The sequence below is a fragment of the Enterococcus gilvus ATCC BAA-350 genome, from assembly GCF_000407545.1.
Lineage (GTDB): Bacteria > Bacillota > Bacilli > Lactobacillales > Enterococcaceae > Enterococcus_A > Enterococcus_A gilvus.
Window position 1 is genome coordinate 527,160 of record NZ_ASWH01000001.1, and the last position, 26,327, is coordinate 553,486.

The following is a 26,327-nucleotide window of genomic DNA, read 5'->3' on the forward strand; positions in this document are numbered from 1 at the left end:
GTGGTTCAAACGAAACAGGAGGAAAAGAAAATGAAATTGCAACTAGCAATGGATGAATTAGGTTTGTCCGAAGCCTTAGAAGCATTGAAGGAGCTTCATCCTTATGTCGATATCGTAGAAGTTGGAACCCCCTTTTTGATCGATGCGGGGCGTGAGGCGGTTCGCCAGATCAAAGAAAGTTATCCAGAATTGGAGGTCTTATGTGATGCGAAAATCATGGATGCAGGTGCCTATGAAGCGCAGTTGGCCTATGATGCCGGAGCAGATTATGTGACGGTTTTAGGAATCACGGATATGCTGACGGTCAACGGCTGCGTGGAACAGGCGCAAAAACAAGAGCGGCAGGTGATGGTGGATCTGATTTGTGTCCAGAATGTTGCCGAGCGTGTGCCGATGCTTGAAGAACTTGGAGTAGATGTTCTCGCGGTCCATACGGGAGCAGACCAGCAGCACGCGGGACGAACCCCTTTGGAAGACTTAAAAGAATTGACACACTATGCGAAAAAAGCACAGGTAGCTGTAGCGGGAGGCATCAACAGTGAGACCATTGACGCATATGTTGCGCTGAAACCGGATATCGTGATCGTCGGCAGCGGGATCTTGAACGCAGAAGATCCAGTAGAAGCTGCGCGGGTCATCAAAAAAGCATTGAGCTAAAAAGAAAGGAGCTGGGAATTTTCCCCGCTCCTTTTATAATGTCTTGATTTGTGTTAAAAAATGGGGATAATCGCTTTGCTGCAAGAGGGCTTGCTGGATCTCTTCTCGTTCCATAAACTCTAGGATCAGGCTATAGATTTCTTCGGTATCTTCGTAATCTTCTTTGCTTATGGCAAAAAGGAAGACGAATTTTACCAGATCTCCGTTTCCCCAATCAACCCCGTTTGGAATGACTGCGACGGCAACGGCGGATTGTTTGGCCAGGAGCGACATCGGGTGAGGGATCGCCAGCCATTCGTTGATATTGGTTTGGTTGATTGCCTCACGCTTCATGATGCTGTCGTGAAAGGATGCGGGAACGTAGCCTTTATCCACGAGCTGCTGGGTCATTTTTTTCAGCAATCGTTCTTTGTTTTCGACATCTCCGTGGAAGTAGAAGGCCTCTTGAAACAAGGAAAAAATCTCGCCGTTTGCTTCATCAAAGCGTTGGATGAAGGGTTCGATCTTGCCGATCTCCTTATCTAAGGTCGCCATATTGATGTAGATGTGGGGGACACTCAACTGCTCCAACGGCACTGTCGTAATGACAAAGTCCACCGTTGTCAGGTCGCATTGTTGAAGCTCGACATAGGAGACGCGATCCACGACCTCGATAGTCTCCTGATAGTGCTTCTTGATCTTTGCTTCGATGATTCGACTCATCGCACGGCCTGTTCCGCAGACGAGGATCACACGGTATTTTCGATGATGACTAATGGAATTTCTCTCCATTGCGCCGGCAATGTGGAGGGCGATATAGCCGACCTCATCTTGAGAAAAATACAGCCCATGTTTTTTGCCAAGGGTTTCTAGATGTGTCAAACAAAGATCGTACGCTTGCGGGAACGATTTTTTGATCGTTTCCAGCAACGGATTGCTGCGTCGCGCCTCCATCAGGTTCATATTGATAAAGCCTTCAATGTGGGAAGTCAGATCTTCCACCAGCATTTTGTCTTCGAGCCAATCAAAATTAGAGGTTCGTTTGATGGCATGAAGCAGTTCACTTACGATGGCCTGGGCCGTTTCAGTGGAAGACTTGCTGGTGGATTCTGTTTCGACCAGACGAGGCGCATTCAATGCTAAATAATAGGTGAAGTAATCTTTTTCTCCTTCCGTCAGCTGGACATCGTAGGCGCGATCGATCTCATTCAAGAAATGACAAAGCGCCTCTTTGGCATGTCGTTTAAGGGTCGGCACACGTAAAGGAAACTCCGTGATGGGATGCCCAGATAAAAGGCGGCTGAGTGCTAAGGCAAAGTGAGAAAGAATATTTTTATGGTAATAATCTGAATCCAACAGCTCTAACGGTGCGAGATCGTTGAGCTCTAGCGTCTGCAACAAATCGAGATCAATCGTGTCAAATAATGCCAATTCCATCTCCGTGAAGCCAATTAAATATTCCTGCAGGTCCTTTTCGATCAACAGGTCACTGATGGCTTGCCGCTTCGCGAATTCGTTTCCTAACACTTCAAATCCGATATTTGGGCGATTGATGACTTTTAGCTGATACGTCATCAAATTGTCTCGTGCAGTTTTCAAATAGGAATAAAATGTATTTTTACTAATAAATAGCTGATCTAGAAAGTCATCCAATGATAAAGGGTTTTCATTCTTAAATAGAAGGAAAAGTAAATACGCCTGCCGCTCTTCGCTAGTCGTGAGGAACGAATCGGCGGAGGTCATGCTTTCCTGCCACCACGCAGTGAACTGTTCTTTGGAAAGAACGGTCAGCAAATACCCTTGTCCCCGAACCAATGTCACGGCAGCACCGACATTGCGCAAGAGATCGTTCAGATTGGCAATATCTGTTCGCACCGTTCGCTCAGAGATAGAGAAGCTTTTGGCTAACTCTTTCATCGGCAGCGGGGTTGTTTGTTTGGCTAATAATTCTAATAGGTCATCTAATCGTTGATAAGCAAGCTTTGACACTTGGTTCACCTCCGGTACTTAACCCAATCATACAATATAGAAGAAAAGATTGAAATCGTTCTGCCGTCCAACCGTTTTCCAAATAATTTGGCAGTTCATTAGGAAAACGCTTTACTAGTGATTGCCAAATGAGTTGGAAAATGGAAGTGTTTACATTGGTACGCAAAACTCGTAAATTAAACGTGTAAAGAAAAACGAACCACCATTCGTGATCTTGAAAAATAATTTCCCAAACGACGAGAAAGGGGCTTCCTATATGGATTTTAAAGAAGAAAATATTCTATTAGATGTGGCGGTCGCTTCAAAAGAAGAACTCTTTGATGTCATCGCAAATTACGCGTATGACTCAGGGTATGTCGCGAATGCGGCGGATACGAGCGCTGCCTTTAATGAACGAGAGGCAGAATATTCGACGGGATTGCAGGAAGGGTTTGCTATCCCCCATGCAAAAGCAGAGACGGTTTTAGCGCCGACGGTTTTGTTCATTCGTTTAACGAAGGCAATCGAATGGGAGACCTTCGATGATTCCGCAGTGAAAAATGTGTTTGCCTTGATGGTCCCTAAAAAAGACGAAGGAACTGTCCATTTGGAAATGCTGAGTCGATTGGCGACGGCTTTATTGGAGGAAGACTTCATTCAGCAGGTTCAGCAATCAGAGGATAAAACAAAATTAGTAGAAACGATCAAAAAAGAAATGATTGGAGAGAGGATCATATGAAAATCGTAGGAATTTCCGCCTGTCCAGCAGGATTGGCACACACACCTATGGCCGCTAAAGCGTTAGAGAAGGCCGGAGCAAAATTGGGCTATGACGTGAAGATCGAGCAGCAAGGGTCATTAGGGCAGGTCAACAAAATCACCGCAGCCGAAGCACAAGAGGCCGATTTTTTATTGCTGGCGACGGATCAAAAAGTCGTTGGGCTGGAACGGTTTGAAGGAAAACCTCAGCTTCGGGTAAATATCAATACCTGTATCAAAGCGCCAGAAGCTGTGTTGAAAAAATGTATCGCTGCTGTTGAGCAAAGACAGGCAAATTAAAGAAAAGGGGCAAGCATGATGAAGAAAGTTTTAGCAGAGGTAAAGGGCCACTTGATGAGTGGGATCAGTTTTGTACTGCCGTTGATTATTGGTGCCTCCCTAGTTGTCGCGATTCCAAAAATGATCGCGCTGGGGATGGGGATCACAAGTTTAGACCCATATGCAAAAACAGAAGGATTGAAACACGCACTTTATATGATTGAACAGGTTGGTTGGACCGGTATTGGGTTGATCAACACAGTATTAGCAGGATTTATTGCATATTCGATTGGAGACAAAGCAGCATTAGGTGCCGGATTTATTGGCGGAGCAGTGGCTACCAGTACGAACGCCGGCTTCTTGGGTGCTGTGATCGCCGGTTTCTTAGCCGGATATTTAGTGAAATGGTCAAAAGAAAAAATCAACTTGCCGGAATCTTTCTCTGGCGTGATGCCATTAGTGATTTTACCGTTGATCGCCACCTTGTCTGTCGCGATCGTGATGGGGGCACTCCTGTCTGAGCCGCTGGCATGGATCAACACGAGCCTAGTCGACTGGATTCGTACCATGATTGAAAATGATGTCAACAAGATCTTGTTGGCGATGATCATGGGGGCGATGATTGGTTCCGACTTAGGCGGACCAGTGAACAAAGCCGCTTGGATGGCTGGAAATGTCTTATTGGCTGAAGGTGTGTATTTGCCAGCGATCATTGTAAACGTCGCTATCTGTGCAGTGCCTTTCGGTTACGCGTTGGCGACATTGTTCCATAAAAAACGGTTCAACCAAGAATTATTGGATGCAGGTCGGAACAACTTTATCATGGGATTCATCGGAATTACTGAAGGGGCCATTCCTTTCACACTCGTGAACCCGTTGAAGCTCGTTCCTATCAACATGATCGGAGGGGCGATCGCTTCTGGCTTAGGGATTACTTTCGGCATGTACGCAAAAATGCCGCCAGTAGGAGGAATCTACGGCTTCTTTACAGTCGGCAACGGCTGGGCATATTTATTAGGCCTATTCATCGGGGCAGCATTTATCGGTTTTGTCGCACCGCTATTCGTTAACTTCAACAAACAAGAAACGGATACAGAAGAGATTGAATTAGACGATATCGATGTCAGCTTCGAAAACTAATCGAAACAAGAAATAAAAAAATTAATAGGCGCTGGCGGTGAAAATCGTTGAGTGCCTATTTTAATCAAACGAGAGGAATTTTTGCATGAAAAAAACAGTACACGTCGTACCACACAGTCATTGGGATCGCGAATGGTATTTTACCACCAGTCGCTCAAAAATTTATTTGATGCACGATCTGAAAAAAGTGTTGGAGCAATTAGAAAAAGACACGCCCTACAACAGTTTCATTTTAGACGGGCAAGCGTCATTGTTGGACGACTACTTAAAATGGCGTCCGCAAGACAAAGGCAGAATCGAAACCTTAGTGAAGCAAGGCAAGCTGATCATCGGGCCTTGGTACACACAAACAGATCAATTAGTCATTTCTGGAGAAAGTATCGTCCGCAACATGCTGTACGGTATGAAGATCTGTGAAGCCTTTGGCGATTACATGAATGTCGGCTATGTACCGGATTCCTTCGGGCAAGCAGCCAGCATGCCGCAGATTTATCGCGAGTTTGGCATCAGCGATACGATGTTTTGGCGCGGCGTGAGTGATGACGATGTCGCGCACACAGAATATACGTGGCGCGGAGAAGATGGGTCAGTCGTCAATGTGTATCAAATCCCTAGTGGCTATTACATTGGCGGTGCGATCCCTGAACGAGAAGCAGACCTGGCGAAATTCCTGCATGAAGAACCGTTTAAAACGACTTGGGGCCGCAGCGCCACCGATCAAGTCTATTTCCCGAATGGGTTTGATCAAGCACCAGTGAGAGAGAATTTACCTGAGCTGGTGGACCAAATGAACGCTCTTTATCAAGAAGAGTACGAGCTGCAATTCTCGACGATCGAAAAATACATTGCCGCAGTCAAAGAGCGTCAGCCAGAATTAGAAGAAATTGCGGGAGAGTTGATCAACGGAAAACTGATGCGTATCCACAAGACGATCTTTTCTTCACGCCCGGATCTCAAAGCAATGAACACGAAGATCCAGCATTATTTAGTCAATGTGATGGAGCCTGTATTGACGATGGCGATGCAGCTGGGCTTTGACTACCCAGTGGAGACAGTCAAAGAAATCTGGAAGCTGATGTTTGAGAATGCGGCCCATGACTCGATCGGTTCATGTGTCTCTGATACGACCAACGAAGATGTCTATATGCGTTACAAACAAGCCCGGGATATTTCGATGAATCTCGTTGAGCTGACCTTGCGCCAACTCGCTACAGCGATCCATAATCCTCAGGCACAAGAAATCACGTTTACCTTGTTCAATACCTACGACACACCACGTGAGGGTGTGGTGGAAGCAGAAGTGTATTTGCCTCAGAAAGACTTTGCGATTCTGGATCAGGCAGGAAATACATTGCCTTACACGATTTTAGAGCTGATTGATCAAACGGAATATGTCTTGAATCAAGGGAATGTATTGAATTCTGTCAAAGAAATGTATCTACCGGAAACAGTCTACAAAGCGAAAATCATGATCGAGACAACGGAAGTGCCAAGCATGGGCTACACGCAATTGATGATCGATCTTACAGGCAATAGCGGTACCCCAATGCAGCCGGCAACGGATCGGACGATCGAGAATGACGGTTACCAGATAACAGTCAATCCAAACGGTTCCCTAGATATTTTAGATAAGGCAAATGGGCTGCTCTATAAAAATCAAGGAATCATTGAAGAAAATGGGGACGATGGCGATTCCTTCAATTATTCGCCGCCGACGAAGGATTTAGTGATCTCCTCACAAACCTATGAACCAACGATCACGATCAAGCAATCCGCCATTTACCAAACGATCCAATTGGACTTTTTATTCACTGTACCAAAGGATTTAACTGAGCGGGAAGAGAAAAAAGTCTCTGCGCAACTGCCGATCACACTGGAGGTTGGCTTGAAGAAGGGATCGCCGCTCATTGACTTCCAATTGACCGTGGACAATCAACAGGTCGACAGTCATCGCGTCTGTGTCTTGTTCGATACAGGCATCGCCTCGAAATTCTCGATTGCCGATCAGCAATTTGGAACGTTGCAGCGTCCAGTTGTCTTTGAAAAAGAAATGGCGCTTTGGGAAGCGAATAAGGAACAATGGAACGAACAACCGATCGCCATTGAGACCTGCCAGTCTTTCGCCGGCCTCTTTGATGACACGCATGGTGTTGCCGTAATGCCAAAAGGAGTACGGGAATACGAGATCATTGGTGAAGAATTTGACACGATCCGTTTGACCATCTTCCGTACCTATGGCTTTATGGGGAAAGAAAATCTGATGTATCGTCCGGGCCGTGCTTCCGGCGAATCCGTCATCGCCACGCCAGATGCCCAATGCCATAAAACGATGCGCTTTGATTTCTCAGTCGCTTACTTTGCGCAACGTTTTGATGAAGCCGATGTGCCGCAAGTAGCGAAACAAGCCGTAACACCGATTGAAGTCTATCAATACGCAGAATTTTTAAATTCACGGCTGATCTTTACACTAGGAGAGGTTGAAAAACACTTGCCGGCAACCTTCAGTCTGTTGAACATTGAAGGCAATCTGACGCTGAGTGTTTTGAAAAAGGCGGAAGATCGTCCAGGCTATATTCTACGATTGTATAATGGCGCATTGGAAACCGAGGGCTATGCGACCATCACCTTCAACCACCACATCCAGACAGCAGAAAAAGTTGATCTGAAAGAAAAAACAAAGGAACCGCTATCAATAAATCATGATACAATAGAGCTTGAAAACATTGGGCACGCAAAATTCGTGACCTTATATGTGGAATAAATCTAACAGATTGTGAGTGAAGCGTAGTGGAAAAATTGTTTGGCGGAATCGAAGCGGGCGGAACAAAGTTTGTCTGTGCCGTTGGGAATCAAGAGTTGGAGATCATTGAGCGGGTCAGCTATCCGACAACGACTCCTGAAGAAACGATGGCGTTAGTGATCGGCTTCTTCAAAAACTATACAGAGCAATTAGTCAGTATCGGAGTCGGTTCCTTTGGTCCGATCGACATTCACCGTGATTCGAAGACGTATGGCTATATCACGTCAACACCAAAATTAGCTTGGCAGAACTTTGATTTTGTCGGCACGATGAAAAAGGAATTTGATGTGCCGATCGCTTGGACAACGGACGTGAACGCCGCGTGTTATGGCGAATATGTAAAAGGACGCGGCGATGGGGTCAACAGTGTCGTTTACTATACGATCGGTACAGGGATCGGCGGCGGTGCGTTGCAAAAAGGGACATTTGTCGAAGGCTTCAGCCATCCAGAAATGGGGCATGTGTTAGTCAGCCGCAATCCAAAAGATGATTTTGAAGGCGTTTGTCCTTTCCACGGACATTGCTTAGAAGGGATGGCAGCAGGTCCCGCGATCGAAAAACGCTTGGGCCGCAAAGGGCAAGACTTGGCGGAAGACGATCCGTATTGGGAGATCGAAGCAGACTACATCGCACAATGCGCCTACAACACGACGTTGATGTTCTCTCCAGATGTCATCATCTTCGGCGGCGGCGTGATGCAGCAAGACCACTTAGTCAAAAAGGTTCGTGCCCGTTTCAAAGAATTAGTGAACGAGTACGTGAAGACACCAGCCTTAGAAGACTACATCGTGACACCGAAGCTTGGCAACAATGCTGGGACGATCGGCTGTCTTGCGTTAGCACGAGAAGCAAAATTGCATTCATAGAAAGAAAGCCGCCGATCATTTTGGCGGCTTTTTTTCAAACTTTTCCTTTCTGATTTAGGAAAACTCTTGCTATAATTTAGAAGAACAAAGCAGGGGGAATGCAAAAATGAAAGACAATCACTTTCTGAAATTTGAAAAAGCGATCAGTACGATCGTTGATTTTCTATTAGCAGTGTTGATCATTGTCATAGTGATCGTGATGGGGGAAGGCATCTTCAATATCATTCTTCATGTGATTCCCTTGAACAACGTTTCTGAGATGACGCTTTTGATCGAGGAGATCGCGACACTCTTTATTCTATTAGAGGTGATCTTGATGCTGCTGCGCTACATCAAAGAAGGGCATCACATTCCTGTGCGCTATTTGATCCTGATCAGTATCACGGCGATCTTGAGAGAGCTGCTGCTCGCGCACGGCAATGGAGAAAATTCATTGCTTCTCTCGATCTCGATTTTAGTTCTAGTCCTGGTTCTCTTTTTACTGGAGAAGGTCAAAGCCTTCCACAAAGGAGAAAGCAAGCTCGAAAAATAAAGAAGGCACTGTACCAATGTTCTGGTACAGTGCCTTCTTTATTAGGCTGCCGCTGTTTTGCGGGATTTTAGAATGTATTGAATTCCTGTATAAAAAATAATGACAATAACTAGATAAGTGACCATCGTAATATCTAAACCTAATAAAAATTGTGAAGCGATAATAACACCGGGAACCCCGCCGATCGTAATGGCTAAGGCAATTTTTCTAGAGTAGGCTTTCTCACGAATGAAGTTGATGTTCGCAACAGGCTGTAGACCGGCACAAGAGCACATCATGATCGGAAAAGCCGCCAGTGGCGTCATTCCCAACATATAAACCATCGCCATACAAGGTGCAAACAAGCCGACTCCGACAGTCATCAACGCACCGAATAAGAAGTTTCCAAAGATTCCAGCCAGCAATTTTACCCCAGTCAACGCCGTCGCGGTATTGCCTTTTCCTAATAAGGCGATGACTTCGGTTTGACGCAGCAGCATCAGGATCGCTGTGATCAACAAGGCCCAGCCGATCCATTTTTGGACCGCTTTTTCAGAGAGCTTGGTCACGTATTTCGAACCAAACCATGAGCCGACCATCGCCGCTACGATCAGAGATACAAGCGTCAACGCGTCGACTTTGATCACTGTTACAAAAATAATGGCTTCTGTCAGTACGGGGATCGCGTGTCCAACATTCAAGATCCCTGGTAATTTGCGGTCGTCGTCGATTTGTTTGGTCGCGTTCAGCAGCATCGTCGTGATGGCGAAGCTTCCGATCCCGATCGTGTCCGCAAAGTCTGTGATGAATCCGATAATTCCGCTAATCAGCCAATTGCCTGGTCCTAGATCGTCGCGATGGGTGATGATATCGTGAATGAGCATGATTGCTTGAAAGATCATCAGACCAATTAAAATATAAAAAATAATCTGTGCCATAAGTCCTCCCGTGGGTCGTTTTCTTATAATTATAACAATAAACGAAATAGAAAAACGAAATTTTTTGATTTTTTTGTGATTCGTTGAACGATTGCCTGGAAAAGTAAGTTCTTTATAGTTGGCTGTCAAAAGGAGCAGATACATTCGCGAGTGAAACCACTTCTGTCAGCCTAACAACCAAGGCCAAACCGGAAAACGCAGAGATGCCTGCAATCGATCCTCTGATAAGGTACAGCGAAGAAGGCTTCAACACAAGAAAAAAGGCTTGTCCCTATGGTGATCATGAAAGGATGGAAGAAAGAAATCCCTGACGCACTCTTTTCTTTCAGAATAATGGACTAATGTGAAAAAAGTTCTAAAATATTCTTCTTATTTATGCTAAAATTTTAAGTACGATGCATGAAATGAGGGGGAGTTGTAATCAAAAAAGTTGTGGTTCTATTATTTATAATGGCGATGATTTCTTTTGAGACATCGGTTTTTGCAGCAGCGGACATCATGGAAATTACCAGAGATGCGGGCTATACCGATGTGTTAGAAGTGAACAAACCAAAAGCTTCGATCGTTATTGACGGAGTGAACGGTCAAATATTATGGGAAGAAAATGCGGAGGTCGTGAGGGAGCCGGCGAGTATCTCTAAAATGATGACGGTCTTTTTAGTCTTTGACGCGATCAAAGAAGGAAAATTGACGTTAGACACACCGATCAAAGCAACGGAAAAGGATCAAGCGATCAGTCAATTGTATGCGATCAGTAACAATGATATCGAAGCAGGGGTCGAGTATCCGGTGAGAGAGCTGCTGAAAATGGTGATCGTCCCGTCATCGAATGTGGCGACGGTCATGCTGGCGAATACCGTGTCGGCGAATGACGCGGGCGGATTCATCAAACGCATGAATGACAAGGCGCAAAAAATCGGGATGAAGAATACCGCCTTTTACAATTGCAGCGGCGCTTCTGCCGTGAGCTTTGAAGGACTTTACGAACCAAAGGGGTATGACCCAAATGGGAGCAACACCTCAACGGCGCGTGACTTGGCGACGATGGTCTTTCATTTGATCAATGACCATCCTGACGTGCTGACATTTACAAATCAAGCGAAGGTCACGGCTATGGCGGGCACCCCGTACGAAGAAACCTTCGAGACCTACAATTATTCCTTGCCGGGGGCAAAATACGGCTTTGACGGGGTAGACGGGTTGAAGACAGGTTCGGGGCCAAGCAGTGCCTTTAATTACATCGCGACAGCAAAGCGCGGAGAGATACGAGTGATCGAGGTGATTTTAGGCGTCGGTGACTGGTCAGACCAAGACGGAGAATATTACCGTCATCCCTTTGGCAATGCACTGTTGAAGAAGACCTTTGATGAGTATGAGCGCCGCCTGCTGCTGTCGAAGGGAAGTCATGAGATCGGCGGGAAAACGATCGAATTGGACCAAGACTTTTATGGGGTGATGAAAAAGGACGCAAAACCCGAATTGACGGTCCAAGACAAGCAAGTGGTCGTCTCGAATCAAAAAGAGCAAGCTGCGGAAACGATGCCTAAACTGGCTCAAAGCTACAAAGAGCCCAAGAAGGAAAGTGAATCACTGCCTGATACGAAGCAATCGGCTTCTCTTTTATCTAAAATGATGAAGGTGCTGCCTCCAGTGGTGTTGTTCCTTCTTGGACTGCTGCTGCTCGTTTTCCCGACGAAACGAAACGTAACTGGAAAAACGAGAAGAAGCACACGCAAACGAGGCCGGACAATGGTCAAAGCTGCGGGTGCTGTATGTATTCTTGGCGCACTGGTTCTTTTGGTTTGGCTATTCTTATAAGTGATCGATATAAAAAATAAAGGGAGTGGGACGCTTATGCGTCTCGCTCCCTTTTCTCATTGATTTTAACAGCAATCCAGCGGACAGCCTAGTTTTTCAGCGATCTCAAGGCCCGTTTTTGTTTGCGCCAATCCGGCATGTCCGGTGCAGCGTAAAGAGGGCGGGATCATACGTCCGACTTTATTAAAGCTTTCGATCGTTTCGTCTAGTGGAACAACGACATCGTACCCTGCCAAGGCCATGTTCGCCGCACCCAGCGCGTTCATTCCGCACATCATATTTTTTCCAAGACAAGGCACTTCTACTCGAACACCAATGGGGTCGCAGGTCATTCCAAAGACATTTTGGAGGGCCATCGCCGCCGCATCCACTGCTTCCTCGATCGTTCCCCCCATTAACTGGACCAGAGCGCCTGCGGTCATCCCAGAGCCGGAACCGCATTCCGCCTGACATCCGGCAACTTCCGCCGCAAATGTGGCGTATTCAGCGATGAAGATCCCGATCATCCCAGCCGCTAATAGCCCGCGAACCAAGTCATCTTTTGATTTCTTCTGGTAGTCGCTGACCGCGATCAATGTCCCCGGCAGTGCACCGCAGGAACCTGCTGTTGGCGCCGCCACGAACACATTCATGGAGCTTTTGACCTCCATCAGGGCAGAGATGTTTTCGAGGATTTTTGCCGGAAGGTCGTCCCCGATCAGCTTGGCGCGATTGGCGCGAATCTTCGGTGACTGCGCCCCCAACATCCGATCGTCATAGGACGTACCCGCCAATCCTACCTGGATGCCGTTGGTCATGATGGCGAGGATATCTTCGGCTTTTTGATAGACTTCGGATTCGGAGATACTGCCGCGATGGCTCTCGTAGCGCAACGCCATATCCGCTAAATCTAACTGCTCCTTGTTTGCCAAGGCAACCATTTCTTCGACTGTAGAAAAAAGCATCTCTGGTTCCTTTTGCGAAAGAACCGGTAACACAGGATCGAAGGCAATCATGCGCTCGACGGTCATGCGTTCCTTCAGCCAAGCCTTTTCATTTTCAGAAAGTGCCTGCTGGGTTTTAAGGTGCAAAAGGATTTCTCCCTCGTTTTCGGAGACCGTCGCAAAGCAAAATTTACTGATTTTTTCTGGGAGCTCGGCTTCAAGTAAAGCGAGATCCTTTCCGAAAAGCAGGGTCTCATAAAAACCGCCAGTGATCGCCACGTTGAAATGATTGATCTCTGTGATCTCGATCATGCCGTCGCCGACGGAAAGCGCGACGACATCGAGTTCTTCGCCGAGGTCTGTTTTGATCGTCATTTTATACGTGTTGGGGTGGGTGTTCTCAAAGGGAATGACCCGGAAAAGAACTTTCATGCCTTCGTCCTCGGCAATCTCAAGTGCCTTCGTCAAGCGGCTGTCTGTGGGGTACATCCCCAATAAGCCGCCGACGAGTCCAATATCAGAACATTGCGTGATGTAGCTTGCTGCCAAAGAGCCTTCTGGATCAAAATCCGCTTGAAAAAAAGTAATCTTTCCTGCGACCATCTGACGCAGCGCACGACCGATTCGGACAGAAGCTGCCGTGTGGGAGCTGGAAGGACCGATCATGACAGGCCCCAAAACATCATTAAAGATACTTGCATGTTCTTTCATCTGCGCCCCTCCTTAGAAATCTGCGTCGATATAAGTCTCTTCACCAGCGATCTCGTCAACGATCACGTCTTTCCACTTTTCAGCGTCGATCTCTTTAAATGAAACGGAGACGACATTGGGTTCACAGCCCAGTTCTTGAACGACAAAGTCCTGCAATTTTTCAGCGAATGCCTGTTTTACTTCTTTTGAACGACCTGGATACAATTTGACTGATACGTGTGGCATAAGTAAGTCCTCCTATTTTCTATTTATTACGAGAAGCAGATGAAAAAACTAGTCCCATTCGGTGCCAACAGCTGCTTCACGCGCTTTCTCATAAATTTTTTGTGCGGTAACGAGATCCTGTGCCCCAATGCCGACCGTTTTGAAGACAATGATCTCTTCGTCATTTTCACGACCGACGAGGTTCCCAAGCAAGACGTCGCCAATGTCTCCTGTGAAATCCTCTTTAGTGATCGTCCCATCCTCCAACGGGATCAAAATGTCCCCAGCCTCAGAAAGAACGGCTTCCTCAGAATCAAAATAAAGCTTGCTGGCCCGTGTCAAAATCACCGGGTCCATTTCCTGCATATGGGGCTGATAAGAACCAACACAACTGACCGTCGCTCCAGCCTTGACTTTGCTGCCGTCGAAAACAGGAGAGGCAGCAGGTGTGACCGTGATGATCAAATCCGCATCATGGATCGCGTCATCCGAAGACGCTGCCGGGTGGATCTCGGCTCCATACTGTTTTAGTGCGGCATTCATTTTTTCAGCGAAGGCTTTTGTCCGCTCAGGATTTTGATCGAATACAGCGACCGTGTCCAAGTCCCGCGCGCAAACCATCGCCTCCAGCTGCGTTTCAGCCTGTCCGCCAGTACCGATCAGTGCACCTTTTTTGGCGTCTTTTCTGCCTAAGACATCAAAGGCAACACCAGACGCTGCTCCTGTACGGAACTGTGTGACCGTCACCCCATCCAGCAGGGCATTGATATAGCCTGTTTTTCCATCGACTAACAATACTTGGGCAGGCGCAGAGGAGAGCCCTTTTTCAATATTGTCAGGGAAGATGTTGATGATCTTGACCGCCGCCGCATCTAGATCCGGCGCGTAAGAAGGCATAAACAGAAAGGTCCCATTTTGCTTTTCCGAAACGATCTGGGTCCGCAACGGCACATCCGTTTTGCCTTCACTGAATAATCGAAAGGCCGTTTTGTCCGCTTCGATGGCCTCCGCCATGGTAAATACTTGTTTGATATTTTCACGCGATAAAAGTAACATAAAAAACCTCCTTCACTTTACTTACAAGTAAAAGTATAAGCGATTCCATTGGCGGTGTCACTGGGAGAATCAGACTTCCTTAGCGTTCTATGGAAGAAAAAAAGAAGGATACCCTTTATTCTTATACTTGTTTTGAAAAACGGGTCGCGTCATCCACGATTTTGCGAAAGAATCTATGTAAAGAACAATCAGAATGTGGTAGAATTTTTTATCAACACTTGAAAAAGCTTCCTACGTCTTCAAAGGTAATTATAGAAAGGAACACAACGATGAAGGAGAAAGTTTTACACTTGATGGGGACCGTGATCATTCTCTCCATCCAGCATCCGAACGCCGATGAGCTGTTGAACGTTGCGCAAGGGCGCTTGCGTGATTTTGAACACCGCTTCAGCGCGAATTCAAAGGATTCAGATCTGGCACGCATCAGCCGGCAAGCAGGCATCGCACCGGTCAAGGTGGATGAGGACCTGTTCGAGTTGATCGCGATAGGAAAGGAACAAAGCTTGATCCCCGGCAGCGCATTGAATATCGCCATCGGCCCTCTGATCCAAGCGTGGCGCGTTGGCTTTTCTGATGCAAGATACCCCTCTCCTCAAACGATCCAAGAGGTACTTCCTTTAGTCGATCCAGCAGCGATCGAATTGAATGCTGCGGATCACACGGTATACTTGGCACATCCAGGAATGGCACTGGACCTTGGCGCGTTGGCGAAAGGCTATTTTGCCGATAAGATCATTGCCGATTTTAAAGAAGCGGGTGCCGAATCCGCATTTATCGACCTCGGCGGAAACGTTTTGACCTTTGGCCCCGCCCCTCAGCGAGCAGAAGGCGCCTGGCATGTGGGCATCCAAAACCCTTTTCTGAAGCGAGGAAATTATGCCATGGTAGTGAAGTCTCGAGACGAATCCATTGTGACTTCAGGAATTTATGAACGAACCTTTGAATGGGAAGGACAAACGTATCATCATATTTTTGACTGGCAAACCGGCTATCCCATCCAGACAGACCTAGCCAGCCTGACGATCGTATCTAAGAAATCCGTGGATGGTGAAATCTGGACGACGCGTCTCTTTGGAAAAACAGCAGAGGAAGCACTGAAGGAAATAAACCGAACAGCAGGGATCGAAGGCATCGTCATTACGAAAAATAAGGAGATGGCCTTCAGCGAGGGATTGAAGCCGCGCATTTCCTATTAAAGAGACAGACATTTGGAGAAATCCAGATGTCTTTTTTTATAATTAATGTAATTTTATTCAAAAACATTAGTTGTTATTAAAGTTTTTGAATCGGGAAACTATTTATTGATCTGTTATTGAAAAGCACATTCTCTTTCTATATAATTTGTTTGAAGATAGCCCTTACAAAGTGGCGCGGGAGGTGGAAAAATGCCAAAACGATCATGACTATGAGGCGCTGCTTTACTTAGAGTGTCTAAGCGCGTTTCCCAAGCATTCTTTCCCTCAACCAGATATTCTCTAATGATCCGTAGAACAGGTTCTTTTGTACGGTTCACTTTTTGATGGAAAGAAGCAAGAATGCACCAAACAAAAAAATGAAAATGAAAGAAGGATCTAAGAAATGAAAAAGCGAGTAAGTGGGTTCGTAGTGATTGCTTTAGCGGTGTTTGCGATGGTATTGACAGGGTGTTCAACCAATGAAGGAAAAGAAAAGAAAGCCGATCGAGCAGAAGCAGATATCGAGTGGCAAATGATCAAGCCGGAAAAGATGAAGGGAGTTCTTGAGACGGATGACGCGACGGATTATCAAATTATCGATATCCAACCAGAAGCAGATTATGAGAAGGGACATTTGCCAAATTCTATCAGCGTCCCAGCCTACCCAGTGGACACGGAAGACCTGGAGAAATTAGTCGTGGATAGTGCCGACGAGTTCAAAGATGGGGACGCCCCAATCTATGTCGTATGCCCTGGCGGCGGCGGGGGTGCCAAACGCACGATCTCACTCTTGATCGATGAAGGAATCGACGAGTCCCGCTTATATATCGTAGAAAACGGAGCCAAAAAATGGCCCTATAAAGACGACAGCAAACTATGGGTAACAGAGTAACCATTAGAAATCAGAGAACCCTCTCGGTGAAGAGGGTTCTTTTTTGTGTGAGAGGTGGTTGTTCGGAAGGTCTTTCAATAGTATGATGAAAGAATTACGAAACGAGAACATGAATGAAAAAGAAAGAAGGAAAGCTATGACAGTAGGAATATATTTGGCTAGTTACCACAAGCTGGCGATCACACCGAAAACGAATGCCTCCGCATCGCTCTCTTTTAATGAGCTTTGCAGATTACAGGACGACGCAGCGATCCTACAGGACATGGAAACCAATCTAGGTATTAAAGTAAACGAGATAGATCCCAACGAAAAGATGTTTATGCTTCTGCAAGATGATGAAGAGACGTTCTCTATCCAAAGGGATAGAGAAAAAGGCACGATCGATAGGTATACCGACAAGCCGTTTATCTATTATATTACTATCTACGACTGGGATCGCGTGTATACGCCCTTGACCGAGTACTTGCAAACACTGGATGTCCCTTTTGAATTATGGAGAATATGGGAAGGAAAAGCAGAGCTAGGTGATCTAGAACGAATAACAGTGAAGAAAGTAAATAAACAAACAGTAAAAAAAGTGATCGGCGCTAATGAGTATTTGAATCCGATCGTTGGATGTTTCTAACAACGTGTCTTTAGTAAAATACGCCCACCTCTGATTTGTCAGAAGGTGGGCGTATTTTTCGATGTATAAGAAACGGCCGATTGCTAGTGAGGGCAGGAATCAAGCGCTTAAAGCGAGTGAAGGGAGTGGGGCAGCTACTTTTTTTTAATTTTTTTGTTTTCTATCATACAATTATTTAAAATGACCAAAGGAGTACCTTCTTGAATAAAAAGATAAGAAATATTTATTTAAACTATCACCATACGTATCCGTTAAAAGAAAACATCCGCTTAGAATTAGCTCATGGTACGCATTCAACTCAGTTTGAGAATATCGAAAATGCAAAACATCGTGCAATGACATTATTTAATGATGTTTTTAAGGACTCTGAAACGGTTCAAATTATTTTATTTGTTTCCCAATATTCTAAAAAAACTAGAATTACCAGTTTTTTACAAAAAAATAAATTCAGAGTAATTGATAGCTTTACGACTGACTCTTGGAAAGATTATTGTATTGATACTACAACTGTATTAGTTATCGAAACAAAAAAAGAGAATTTAAGAACAGCCAAATTAATTGATGGTCTTTGTTATCAAGATTTTTATGATCATGGAAAACTCAGAATAAAAATCCCTTTAGTTCTCTATAATTTTCAAGATAATTTACTTCTTAATATCTATGATGATAGAGGCTGTGATATATGGTCAGATAATCTCGTTAGGCAAAAAGAAATCTATCAAAAATATAATTCTTGGATACTAGAATATGATCGAAAAAAGATTTCTAGTTATTATGATTCAATCCTTTAAACGAAAATACACTCTTGATTAAAGGATTGATCTGCGGTTAATGCGTAGAAAAATTCCCTGTATAAATAAGTGGATCAATGAATGAGCTAAAGGACGGAGAAAATAATACGGAAATAAAGAAGGCAGCAAGTCGATACGGACTTGCTGTTTTTTTCTATCAAAAAAATAGCAAAAGAGGACGTGGGCAGGTCGACTTATAAAAGTAAAAAATGAAATCTTCTGCGTATTTTAAGATAGATGACATTCGTTCCTCCATGCTATAATGAAGATGATAAAAGCCTTTCATTATAGACACTACACAATTTGAAAGGCTGTGAAAGTTATGTTGCCATTCCCACTAAGACCTACCCACGATCTGTTGTTTAAGAAGCTACTGACATCCGAAGACTCCACCTCCATCCTAAGAAACTTTGTCAAAGATTTGCTTGGGATAGAATTCAAGACCCTGACTCCAAAAAAAACGTACCGCATCGACAGCTACAAAGAATCCTTTGAAAAAATGACTATCAAATTGACCGAAGTAGACATCCTAGCCGTTGACGAAGATGGCAGTCACTATACGATCGAATGCCAAATACAACCGCACCATTACTTTCAGGAACGCGCCATTTTTTATCTGACAGAAGCGTATCGCTCCTCCTTTGGCAATCAGGAAATCGAGGCGTTTATTAAAGACAATAATTTTTCCGCCCTGCGACCAGCATACGGCATCAATATTGTGGACTTTCACGTATTTGATAAAGAACAAGAGGCGTTGCAAATTTTTCGATTGCTAAACGAAAAAACGTATCAGCCGTTTTTCGGATTCAAGGGTAAAAAACCCTTGATCCTAAGCTTTCTAAGTTTAAAAAATAAACATCTTGAGAAAAATCACCCAGCATACCATTGGCAATATTTCTTAAAAACAGGAGAGGTCCGACAAGAAGCCCCCAGTTATATCAAAGAAGCAAAAGAAAAAATTGATTATTACTAACTCGATGAGGAGGAAAAAGCGATGATCATGAGAATCAATAAAGCAGAAGAAAGCTTCAACGCCAAGCTGTCAACGAGGCTGATCGAAGCAGAAGAAAAGGGCGAGAAAAAGGGCGAAAAAAAGGGCGAGAAAAAAGGTCAGAAAAAAGAGCGCTTGAAATGGGAACAAGAGGCTCGTGAGAACGTAGTGAGAATGTTGAAAGACCAGATGTCGGTCGAAAAAATATCCGAGTACAGTTCCTTAAGTTTGGAAGCTATTAAAAAAATAAAGGAGACACATATGGATTAATGGTAAGAACTGTTCGAGCATCTTCGATGAGGAAGAAAAGGCGATGATCATGGAAATTAATAAAGCAGAGGAAAGCTTCAAAGCCAAACTATCAACGAGGCTGATAGAGGCAGAAGAAAGAGGTTTTTGGAAAGGTTACAGAGAAGGTCAGAAAAAAGCGCGCTTGAAATGGGAGCGAGTAGCTCGGGAGAATACGTTGAAAATGTTGAAAGACCAGATACCAGTCGAAAAAATAGTGGAATACAGCCTTTTGGATTTAGAAGCTATAAAAAAACTAAAGGACACACATATGGATCAATGCTAAGAACTGTCCAAGCATAAAAAACGCAAATCCATCCAACAATTCGCCAGCAGTATGCGGATTACGGGATGGGTTATTTCTGTTGTCTTTTAGCGTAAAAATCGCTTATATCTATCCAGTATTTTTCCGTGAGTTTTATGTACTATAAGAATACAGATTTCAGTACCTAAAAAGTTTTATTCTTCTTCGATTGCAATAGAGAATAAAAAACTCCCCTACCCAACTATCATAGACGAGCTACTCTCTAGGTCTAAGGGATGGCAGGACGTTTAGCACTGTGACAAGAGGAAAAGAAAGAAACCGACCTTAGTAGGATCGGTTTCTTTTTTGTCACTTCGAAGACCGTTCATACGTTCCAAAAAGAGCGGTTTGAGTGGTTAAGTTTTGTGAACATGACGCTCCATTTCTTTAAGAAAAGCCTCAATGAAGTCGTTCTCCGCTGGTATCAACGTTTTATTGGCTGGATGTGCAATAAAGTAGTCCAAGGACAAGATGTCTAAAGAAAGAGGATAAATATTGAACGCGGATTGGTTTGTAGAAGGAACAGTCACACTTTCGGGAGCAAAAGTGACACCCATATTCTGTTTTGCTAATTCTACAACAGTAAAGATGTTGTTGCTTTCCAATGCTATTTTTGAATGAATTGCGTGTTTTTGTATCAGGTAATCGATTTGTCTTCGTATGGCCGACCCTCGGGAAGTCAAAACCAGTGTTTCTTTCAGCAGCGCTTTAATGGGAATGGTCTCTGGGGAGACAAACAATCGGCCTTTTTGAAAAAGGTCAGATGATTCAGGAATGATAGCATAGTACCCATGTTTACCGCTGACATGAACGGTTAAATTTGGAGAGATCGTTTCAGGATTTTGCCCAATCAATACATCGAGCTCTTCCTTCAATAATTTTTCTTCATTTTCTTCGGGTATTGCTTCATGCAATTCTATTTTTACTTCGGGATGCTTTTCCATGTAGTTTGACAGAAATAACGGCAATACATAGGTACCTAGACTGGATAGAATGCCTACTCGAAGTATCGAAGAATCTGGTGAGGAATACTTCGCGATTTTTTTCCGAAAAAGATCCTGCTCAGTTTCTAAAGAATTTAAGTATTGATAATACACTTTTCCAGCCTCGGTTAGCTGTAGAGGCGTAATGTGTCTATTGATGATTTCAATTTCAAGCTCTTGTTCGACCTTTTTGATTGTCTGAGTGAGATAGGGCTGAGAGATATACAAATCTTTTGCGGCTTTCGTATAATTTCCATGCTTCAATAACATGTCGATGTATTGCAGCATGTTTAGGGAATCTATCTGAACCATCCTACGTCCTCCCAAAATTCTTTTCCTCAGTATAACAAATTACTTATAACCTGATAATAAAATATATATTTCACAATTACTATTTTCTGATTTACACTAAGCTATGTAGTAATAAAGCCATAATTTTCTCGTTTGTTAAAGTTAATTTGTTTATTTTTTACTTTTTTAAATGGATTATGACGGCTGGATCTATTTTTTTATAAATAAATGTTCGTAATTTCACAATAAGGGAGCTTTTTTTATGAAACTAATTGGTATTGTCGGGACAAACTCAGACCGATCAACGAATCGGAAGCTAATACAATATATGAAAGAACATTTTTCGGACCAAGTAGAGATCGAGGTTTGCGAGATTAAAGATTTTCCAGCATTTGATGAGCCGGAGGACAAAACATCCCCTTCAATCATCAATCTTCTTTCAGAGAAAATCGACCAAGCAGATGGGGTAATTATCAGTACGCCTGAATACGATCATTCGATTCCAGCAGCGCTTAAAAGTATGCTCGAATGGTTGTCCTATACCACACGTCCGCTGATGGACAAACCTGTGATGATTGTGGGTGCATCTCATGGATCATTAGGTTCCTCGAGAGCGCAAGCACATTTGAGACAAATTCTGAATGCTCCTGAACTAAAAGCACGGGTGATGTCTGGAACAGAATTTTTATTAGGTCAATCTTTGCAAGCCTTCGATGAAGATGGTCAGCTCATCTATCCAGAAAAAGTGAAGGAGCTGGAAGAGTCAATGGATGATTTTTTGTTATTCGTAGATATTACCAATCAGTTAATGGCGTCAAATCCGTATAAAACGAAGAAAGACCAAAAAGTCATTTGGGAACAAGCAGTGGAAGGGGTGGATAAAAAATGAAATTCGTGGGAATCGTAGGGACAAATGCAAAAGAATCATACAACCGTAAACTATTAAAATTTATGAAAAAACATTTTAGTGACAAGGCTGAAATTGACATTCTAGAACTAGATAAGGTTCCGCTGTTTAATGAGTCGAAGGATCAATCAGAAAGCCCAATTATCCAGTTGTTTAATACAAAAATTTTAGAGGCGGATGGCGTAATCATTGCCACACCTGAACACAATCACTCGATTCCGTCTTCGTTAAAAAGCATTCTGGAGTGGTTATCGTTCAACCTGCATCCATTTGATGGAAAACCAGTGATGATCGTCGGTGCCTCTTATGATGTGCAAGGGTCATCAAGAGCTCAATTGCATTTACGTCAGATCTTAGATGCGCCTGGGGTGAATGCATCAGTGATGCCTGGGTACGAATTCTTATTGGGATGTGCTCATCAAGCGTTTGATAAAGAAGGAAACCTCAAACAAGAGCGAACCATTGATTTCTTAGAAAGCTGTTTTTTACGGTTTATGAGATTTACAGAAGTCGCCAATCTACTGAATGTTCCCGAAGAAGTTGTCTTCGAACCGGGGGCATATACAGTCGCTGCCGTAGGTCATAATGGGGATCTTCCGATGGTAGTTTCACTATCGAATAACCGAATTGAAGCGATTGATATCGATACTTCAGGTGAGTCTGAAGGGATTGCGGATGTCGTATTTACAAGGATTCCTTCACAGATCATTGAAGGTCAGACGTTGAATGTAGATGTTCTTTCAGGGGCGTCTGTAACAAGTAACGGGGTCATTAATGGTGTTGCCAAAGCAGTGAAGGCAGCGGGTGCCAATCCAGATATTTTGAGAAAAAGAGCAAAAGCACCAAGTGCGACAGATACAAAAGACAGGGACTATGAAACGGATGTTGTCGTTGTTGGCGCAGGGGGTGCGGGGCTAGCCGCGGCAGCAAGTATTTTGCAAGAAGGAAAAAAAGTTATCGTGGTGGAGAAATTTCCATCTGTGGGAGGAAATACGGTACGGACAGGCGGACCAATGAACGCGGCCGATCCTGAATGGCAAAGTACCTTTGAAGCTATTTCTGGCGAAAGTCACACGTTAAAGGAAATCGTAGCGATCAAGGAAGAAACGATCGATCCTGAATATCTGGAGGATTTCCGTGCATTGAAGCATCAAATTACGCTCTATTTAGAAGAAACGACGAAGAAGACGGGCTATCTCTTTGACTCGACACTTCTTCATCGGATGCAAACCTATTTAGGTGGGAAACGAACAGATAAACTTGGAAACGGTATTTATGGGCAATATGATTTGTTAAAAATATTGACAGATAAAGCCTTAGAATCCGTAGAATGGCTAGAAGACATTGGTGTTGAGTTTGATAAAGAAGAGGTGACCATGCCTGTTGGCGCCTTGTGGCGAAGAGGACATAAACCACTAAAAAGCGAAGGGTTTGCATTCGTTTCCGCATTGCAAAAGTTCGTTGAATCCAATCAAGGAACGATCCTTACTGACACGGCAGTAAAAGAGCTTATTATTGAAAAGGGTCATGTGACAGGCATTATTGGAACTGGACTGAACGGGCAACAGACGACTATTCATGCCAAGGCCGTCATCCTTGCTTCAGGAGGTTTTGGTGCAAATACAAAAATGCTCAAGAAGTATAATACCTATTGGACACAAATCGACGATGACATTAAGACATCGAACTCACCAGCGATCACCGGCGACGGCATTCTATTAGGACAAAGTGCTGGAGCAGAACTCGTTGGAATGGGCTTCTCTCAAATGATGCCAGTCTCCGATCCTGAGACCGGCGCATTATTCAGTGGCCTGCAAGTACCGCCACAAAACTTTATCATGGTGAATCAAGAAGGAAAACGCTTCGTTAATGAATACGGGAGCAGAGATGCTTTGACACAGGCAGCGATCGACAACGGAGGTCTGTTCTACTTGATCGCAGATGAAGTGATCAAAGGAACAGCCTACAATACAACGCAAGAAAAAATTGACAAGCAAGTCGCTGAAGGAACATTATTTAAGGCAGATACGCTTGAAGGTTTAGCAGAACAGCTAGGGATAGATGCAGTCGCTTTTAGAGAAACGATCGAAAAATACAATCACTATGTAGAGGTTGGCCACGATCCCGAATTTGGAAAAGACGTGTTCGATTCCAAAGTTGAAGTAGCGCCATTCTATGCTACACCGAGAAAACCAGCTGTGCATCACACCATGGGAGGTCTGAAAATCGATACGGGCACACATGTATTAAATGGACAAGGACAAATCATCCCTGGATTATACGCAGCAGGTGAAGTCGCAGGAGGGATTCATGCAGGAAATCGTCTCGGTGGGAACTCTTTGACAGACATTTTTACATTTGGAAGAATTGCAGGGAAAACAGCTTTACAAGATACTCTAGTAAATGAATGATAAGTGAAATAAAAGTAAAAAGCCAGCCGCTAGCGTTCGCGTAAGTAGCTGACTTTTTTAGTTCTATCCTATAAATTTGTAAAGCGGATGGGAACTTATCGACCATCATTTCCTTCTTATACACGTGTTTTCAGTCTCAGATGGGATCAAATGCGATTATGGTGTCGATTCTCTTTGTTCATTGTTGAGTCATGATATGAAATCAATGAAGCCAAGCATTGCCCTTTATTTTTCAAACAGTTCAGCATATGCAGTATGAGGGCATCTTTTTATAAATGTTTCTTTCAGCTTCTTTTCTTTCTTTCTCAAAAATCCCGTTTTCTTTTCACCCCTCATACAACTTCGAAACGCGCGCTATTTTTTGTTTTAATTCCTGCCGAACATGGGGAGGATCGAGGCATTCACACGTTTCCCCGAAGCCTAAAAGCATCGTGTAGTAATAATCGTTTTCGATAAAGGGAAACTGGACGATGAAATGCTCTTCTCCATCGGATGAGCAGTCGTCATATTCGCAAAAATCAAGGATTCGTTCCATCAGTGATTGATGGACGCGCAAGGTGATCGTCGTTTGTATTTCTTTCAAATGATCCGAAAAGTCCAACATTGCTGGTTGATGTTCCCGTGGTTGAAACGTAGATTCTTTCAGCTTTAAATTGGACATCCTAGATAATTTGAACAGCCGAGAATCTTCGCGGACGCAGCAATACCCGTGAAGATACCAGTGGGTTCCTTTTAAGAGGATTTGATAGGGTTCGACGTGGCGTTCGGTGACTGTTCCGTTGCGGTTTGTATAGTCAAACGAAAGCTGTTTTCTTTCTAGTATAGCCAATTTCAGAGATTCCAGGTAGGGTTGCAAGTTCCTATAGCCGATCCATTGACTCAAATCGATCCGTATTTGATCTGCTTTAAAGTCTATCTCCTGCACTTTATCGTTTGGGATCAGACTTCTCATTTTTATGACGGCATTTACTAATTCCTCATTTTCGACAAGCGTCGTTAAGCTGGAGAGTCCGGTAAGAATGGTCGTGATCTCGTTGGATGAAAAGACATGTTTATCCAGTTTGTAGTTTTTCATGATCTCGATCCCGCCATTTACGCCGGGTGTTGAAACAACGGGAATCCCAGCCAGATTGATCACGTCTATATCACGATAAATCGTCCGCTTCGACACCTCGAACATCGACGCGAGCTCTTGTGCACTCACGCGTTCCTTCTCGAGAAGAATCATGATGATACTGACTAATCTGCTGATTTTCATTTCGATCCCTCCGCTGAATTTCTTTTTTGATTGTTGACGCATAGGTGTCAACAATAGGTACGTATAATACTAATAGAACAAGCAACTTATGACAATCAAATGGAGGAAAAACAATGAAGACAATTTATCTTTATGTACTCGATACGTTAGCAGACTGGGAGATCGGGCACCTCACTTCGGAAGTACAATCCAAACGCTTTTTCAAAAAAGACGCAGAAAAAGTAGCGATAAAAACAGTCAGTCACTCTAAAGCACCCATTCACACAATGGGAGGAATCACGATCGTTCCCGATGCGATCGTCAGTGACATCGTTGCCGCAAAAGAGAACCTGCTGCTCCTGTCCGGGGCAGATACATGGAATGATCCTCGCCACGACGGCATTCTCGACAAAGCAAAAGAATTTCTTTCACTAGGCGGAACCGTAGGCGCGATTTGCGGAGCGACAGCAGCACTTGCGAACAAAGGCATGCTGGATTCAACTCCTCATACAAGCAATGGCCCGGGCTTTCTTGAAATGGTCAGTTCAGAATATAAAGGTCAAGAGTTCTATGTAGATCGATCCTCCGTTTCAGCCAACAATCTGATTACCGCAGGATCAACGAATAGCCTGTCCTGGACAAAGGATATTATCGAAAGTCTGGACGTCTTCCAGCCAGATACATTAGAAGCCTGGTATAAGTATTTTGATACAGGAGATGCGAACCATTTCTATGAGCTGATGAATACTTTACCAGCAGCGATGAATTAGTCCTAACATTCACTCCGCGAGAACTACTCCCGAATACTAGAATAAAGCGCCAC

25 protein-coding genes are annotated in these 26,327 nt (G+C 44.1%); 18 read left to right on the top strand and 7 right to left on the bottom strand.

What is annotated here, in order from left to right; genetic code table 11:
- Window positions 1-30 precede the first annotated feature (30 nt).
- Window positions 31-657 carry a 3-hexulose-6-phosphate synthase gene (gene hxlA / locus I592_RS02480; RefSeq protein WP_010781804.1) on the top strand — a complete coding sequence of 209 codons (627 nt, stop codon included), beginning with the start codon at window positions 31-33 and terminating at the stop codon, window positions 655-657.
- A gap of 33 nt (window positions 658-690) precedes the next feature.
- Here the strand turns inward: hxlA and I592_RS02485 are convergent, their stop codons facing one another.
- Entirely contained in the window at window positions 691-2,625 is a 1,935-nt protein-coding gene (locus tag I592_RS02485; RefSeq protein ID WP_010781803.1) for a BglG family transcription antiterminator, read from the bottom strand.
- Window positions 2,626-2,881: 256 nt separating this feature from the next.
- On the opposite strand from I592_RS02485, the gene I592_RS02490 reads away from it, so the two are divergent.
- The 6 genes from I592_RS02490 to I592_RS02515 all read left to right on the top strand — a co-directional run bounded on the left by I592_RS02490 (window position 2,882) and on the right by I592_RS02515 (window position 8,980).
- Window positions 2,882-3,343 (top strand): PTS sugar transporter subunit IIA, encoded by a 462-nt coding sequence (locus tag I592_RS02490; RefSeq protein WP_010781802.1) that lies wholly within the window; start codon window positions 2,882-2,884, stop codon window positions 3,341-3,343.
- A complete protein-coding gene (locus I592_RS02495; protein WP_010781801.1) occupies window positions 3,340-3,663 on the top strand; it encodes a PTS fructose transporter subunit IIB in 324 nt (107 codons plus the stop codon). The genes I592_RS02490 and I592_RS02495 overlap by 4 nt, the downstream gene beginning before the upstream one ends.
- An 18-nt stretch (window positions 3,664-3,681) precedes the next feature.
- Window positions 3,682-4,782, top strand: coding sequence for a PTS fructose transporter subunit IIC (locus I592_RS02500; protein ID WP_010781800.1), 1,101 nt, complete (start codon window positions 3,682-3,684; stop codon window positions 4,780-4,782).
- Between the two features lie 85 nt (window positions 4,783-4,867).
- Window positions 4,868-7,543: a mannosylglycerate hydrolase gene (gene mngB / locus I592_RS02505; RefSeq protein ID WP_010781799.1), complete on the top strand. Its 2,676-nt coding sequence runs from the start codon at window positions 4,868-4,870 to the stop codon at window positions 7,541-7,543.
- A 26-nt stretch (window positions 7,544-7,569) separates the two neighbouring features.
- Entirely contained in the window at window positions 7,570-8,448 is an 879-nt protein-coding gene (gene scrK / locus I592_RS02510) for a fructokinase ScrK (protein WP_010781798.1), read from the top strand.
- Between the two features lie 106 nt (window positions 8,449-8,554).
- Window positions 8,555-8,980, top strand: a complete 426-nt coding sequence (locus tag I592_RS02515; RefSeq protein WP_010781797.1) for a phosphate-starvation-inducible PsiE family protein — start codon at window positions 8,555-8,557, stop codon at window positions 8,978-8,980.
- A 41-nt stretch (window positions 8,981-9,021) separates the two neighbouring features.
- Here the strand turns inward: I592_RS02515 and I592_RS02520 are convergent, their stop codons facing one another.
- Window positions 9,022-9,897, bottom strand: a complete 876-nt coding sequence (locus I592_RS02520; RefSeq protein WP_010781796.1) for a sulfite exporter TauE/SafE family protein — start codon at window positions 9,895-9,897, stop codon at window positions 9,022-9,024.
- A 450-nt stretch (window positions 9,898-10,347) separates the two neighbouring features.
- Here I592_RS02520 and I592_RS02525 point away from each other — a divergent pair, with 450 nt between their 5' ends.
- On the top strand, window positions 10,348-11,715 hold the full coding sequence (locus I592_RS02525; protein ID WP_010781795.1) for a DUF1958 domain-containing protein: 1,368 nt from the start codon (window positions 10,348-10,350) through the stop codon (window positions 11,713-11,715).
- A 65-nt stretch (window positions 11,716-11,780) separates the two neighbouring features.
- Here I592_RS02525 and I592_RS02530 read toward each other — a convergent pair whose 3' ends face one another.
- From I592_RS02530 to I592_RS02540, 3 genes are read right to left on the bottom strand one after another with little or no spacing between them, the layout of a single operon-like run.
- The gene (locus tag I592_RS02530) at window positions 11,781-13,349 is read right to left on the bottom strand and encodes an L-serine ammonia-lyase, iron-sulfur-dependent, subunit alpha (RefSeq protein ID WP_010781794.1); all 1,569 of its coding nucleotides are present in this window, start codon (window positions 13,347-13,349) and stop codon (window positions 11,781-11,783) included.
- Between the two features lie 12 nt (window positions 13,350-13,361).
- Window positions 13,362-13,574 carry a tautomerase family protein gene (locus I592_RS02535; RefSeq protein WP_010781793.1) on the bottom strand — a complete coding sequence of 71 codons (213 nt, stop codon included), beginning with the start codon at window positions 13,572-13,574 and terminating at the stop codon, window positions 13,362-13,364.
- Window positions 13,575-13,622: 48 nt separating this feature from the next.
- Complete coding sequence (locus tag I592_RS02540) at window positions 13,623-14,609, bottom strand: hypothetical protein (RefSeq protein WP_010781792.1); 987 nt, start codon at window positions 14,607-14,609, stop codon at window positions 13,623-13,625.
- 269 nt (window positions 14,610-14,878) lie between these two features.
- Here I592_RS02540 and I592_RS02545 point away from each other — a divergent pair, with 269 nt between their 5' ends.
- The 7 genes from I592_RS02545 to I592_RS02575 all read left to right on the top strand — a co-directional run bounded on the left by I592_RS02545 (window position 14,879) and on the right by I592_RS02575 (window position 19,657).
- Entirely contained in the window at window positions 14,879-15,805 is a 927-nt protein-coding gene (locus I592_RS02545) for an FAD:protein FMN transferase (protein ID WP_010781791.1), read from the top strand.
- Window positions 15,806-16,187: 382 nt separating this feature from the next.
- Window positions 16,188-16,676 (top strand): rhodanese-like domain-containing protein, encoded by a 489-nt coding sequence (locus I592_RS02550; protein WP_010781790.1) that lies wholly within the window; start codon window positions 16,188-16,190, stop codon window positions 16,674-16,676.
- 136 nt (window positions 16,677-16,812) lie between these two features.
- Window positions 16,813-17,301 (top strand): hypothetical protein, encoded by a 489-nt coding sequence (locus I592_RS02555; protein WP_010781789.1) that lies wholly within the window; start codon window positions 16,813-16,815, stop codon window positions 17,299-17,301.
- 200 nt (window positions 17,302-17,501) lie between these two features.
- Window positions 17,502-18,092 (top strand): DUF3885 domain-containing protein, encoded by a 591-nt coding sequence (locus tag I592_RS02560; protein WP_010781788.1) that lies wholly within the window; start codon window positions 17,502-17,504, stop codon window positions 18,090-18,092.
- Window positions 18,093-18,414: 322 nt separating this feature from the next.
- Window positions 18,415-19,065 (top strand): Rpn family recombination-promoting nuclease/putative transposase, encoded by a 651-nt coding sequence (locus I592_RS20670; RefSeq protein ID WP_010781787.1) that lies wholly within the window; start codon window positions 18,415-18,417, stop codon window positions 19,063-19,065.
- Between the two features lie 21 nt (window positions 19,066-19,086).
- Window positions 19,087-19,353: a hypothetical protein gene (locus I592_RS21920; protein WP_010781786.1), complete on the top strand. Its 267-nt coding sequence runs from the start codon at window positions 19,087-19,089 to the stop codon at window positions 19,351-19,353.
- Between the two features lie 49 nt (window positions 19,354-19,402).
- Window positions 19,403-19,657 carry a hypothetical protein gene (locus I592_RS02575; RefSeq protein ID WP_244265148.1) on the top strand — a complete coding sequence of 85 codons (255 nt, stop codon included), beginning with the start codon at window positions 19,403-19,405 and terminating at the stop codon, window positions 19,655-19,657.
- Window positions 19,658-20,031: 374 nt separating this feature from the next.
- Here I592_RS02575 and I592_RS02580 read toward each other — a convergent pair whose 3' ends face one another.
- The gene (locus I592_RS02580; RefSeq protein WP_010781784.1) at window positions 20,032-20,970 is read right to left on the bottom strand and encodes a LysR family transcriptional regulator; all 939 of its coding nucleotides are present in this window, start codon (window positions 20,968-20,970) and stop codon (window positions 20,032-20,034) included.
- A gap of 241 nt (window positions 20,971-21,211) precedes the next feature.
- Here I592_RS02580 and I592_RS02585 point away from each other — a divergent pair, with 241 nt between their 5' ends.
- Window positions 21,212-21,838 carry an NADPH-dependent FMN reductase gene (locus I592_RS02585; protein ID WP_010781783.1) on the top strand — a complete coding sequence of 209 codons (627 nt, stop codon included), beginning with the start codon at window positions 21,212-21,214 and terminating at the stop codon, window positions 21,836-21,838.
- Window positions 21,835-24,267 (top strand): flavocytochrome c, encoded by a 2,433-nt coding sequence (locus I592_RS02590; RefSeq protein WP_010781782.1) that lies wholly within the window; start codon window positions 21,835-21,837, stop codon window positions 24,265-24,267. Before I592_RS02585 ends, I592_RS02590 begins: the two co-directional genes overlap by 4 nt.
- Window positions 24,268-24,592: 325 nt before the next feature.
- Here the strand turns inward: I592_RS02590 and I592_RS02595 are convergent, their stop codons facing one another.
- Window positions 24,593-25,525 (bottom strand): helix-turn-helix transcriptional regulator, encoded by a 933-nt coding sequence (locus I592_RS02595; protein ID WP_010781781.1) that lies wholly within the window; start codon window positions 25,523-25,525, stop codon window positions 24,593-24,595.
- A 113-nt stretch (window positions 25,526-25,638) separates the two neighbouring features.
- Between I592_RS02595 and I592_RS02600 the strand changes: the two genes are divergently transcribed.
- Window positions 25,639-26,274 carry a DJ-1/PfpI family protein gene (locus I592_RS02600; RefSeq protein ID WP_010781780.1) on the top strand — a complete coding sequence of 212 codons (636 nt, stop codon included), beginning with the start codon at window positions 25,639-25,641 and terminating at the stop codon, window positions 26,272-26,274.
- Window positions 26,275-26,327 lie beyond the last annotated feature (53 nt).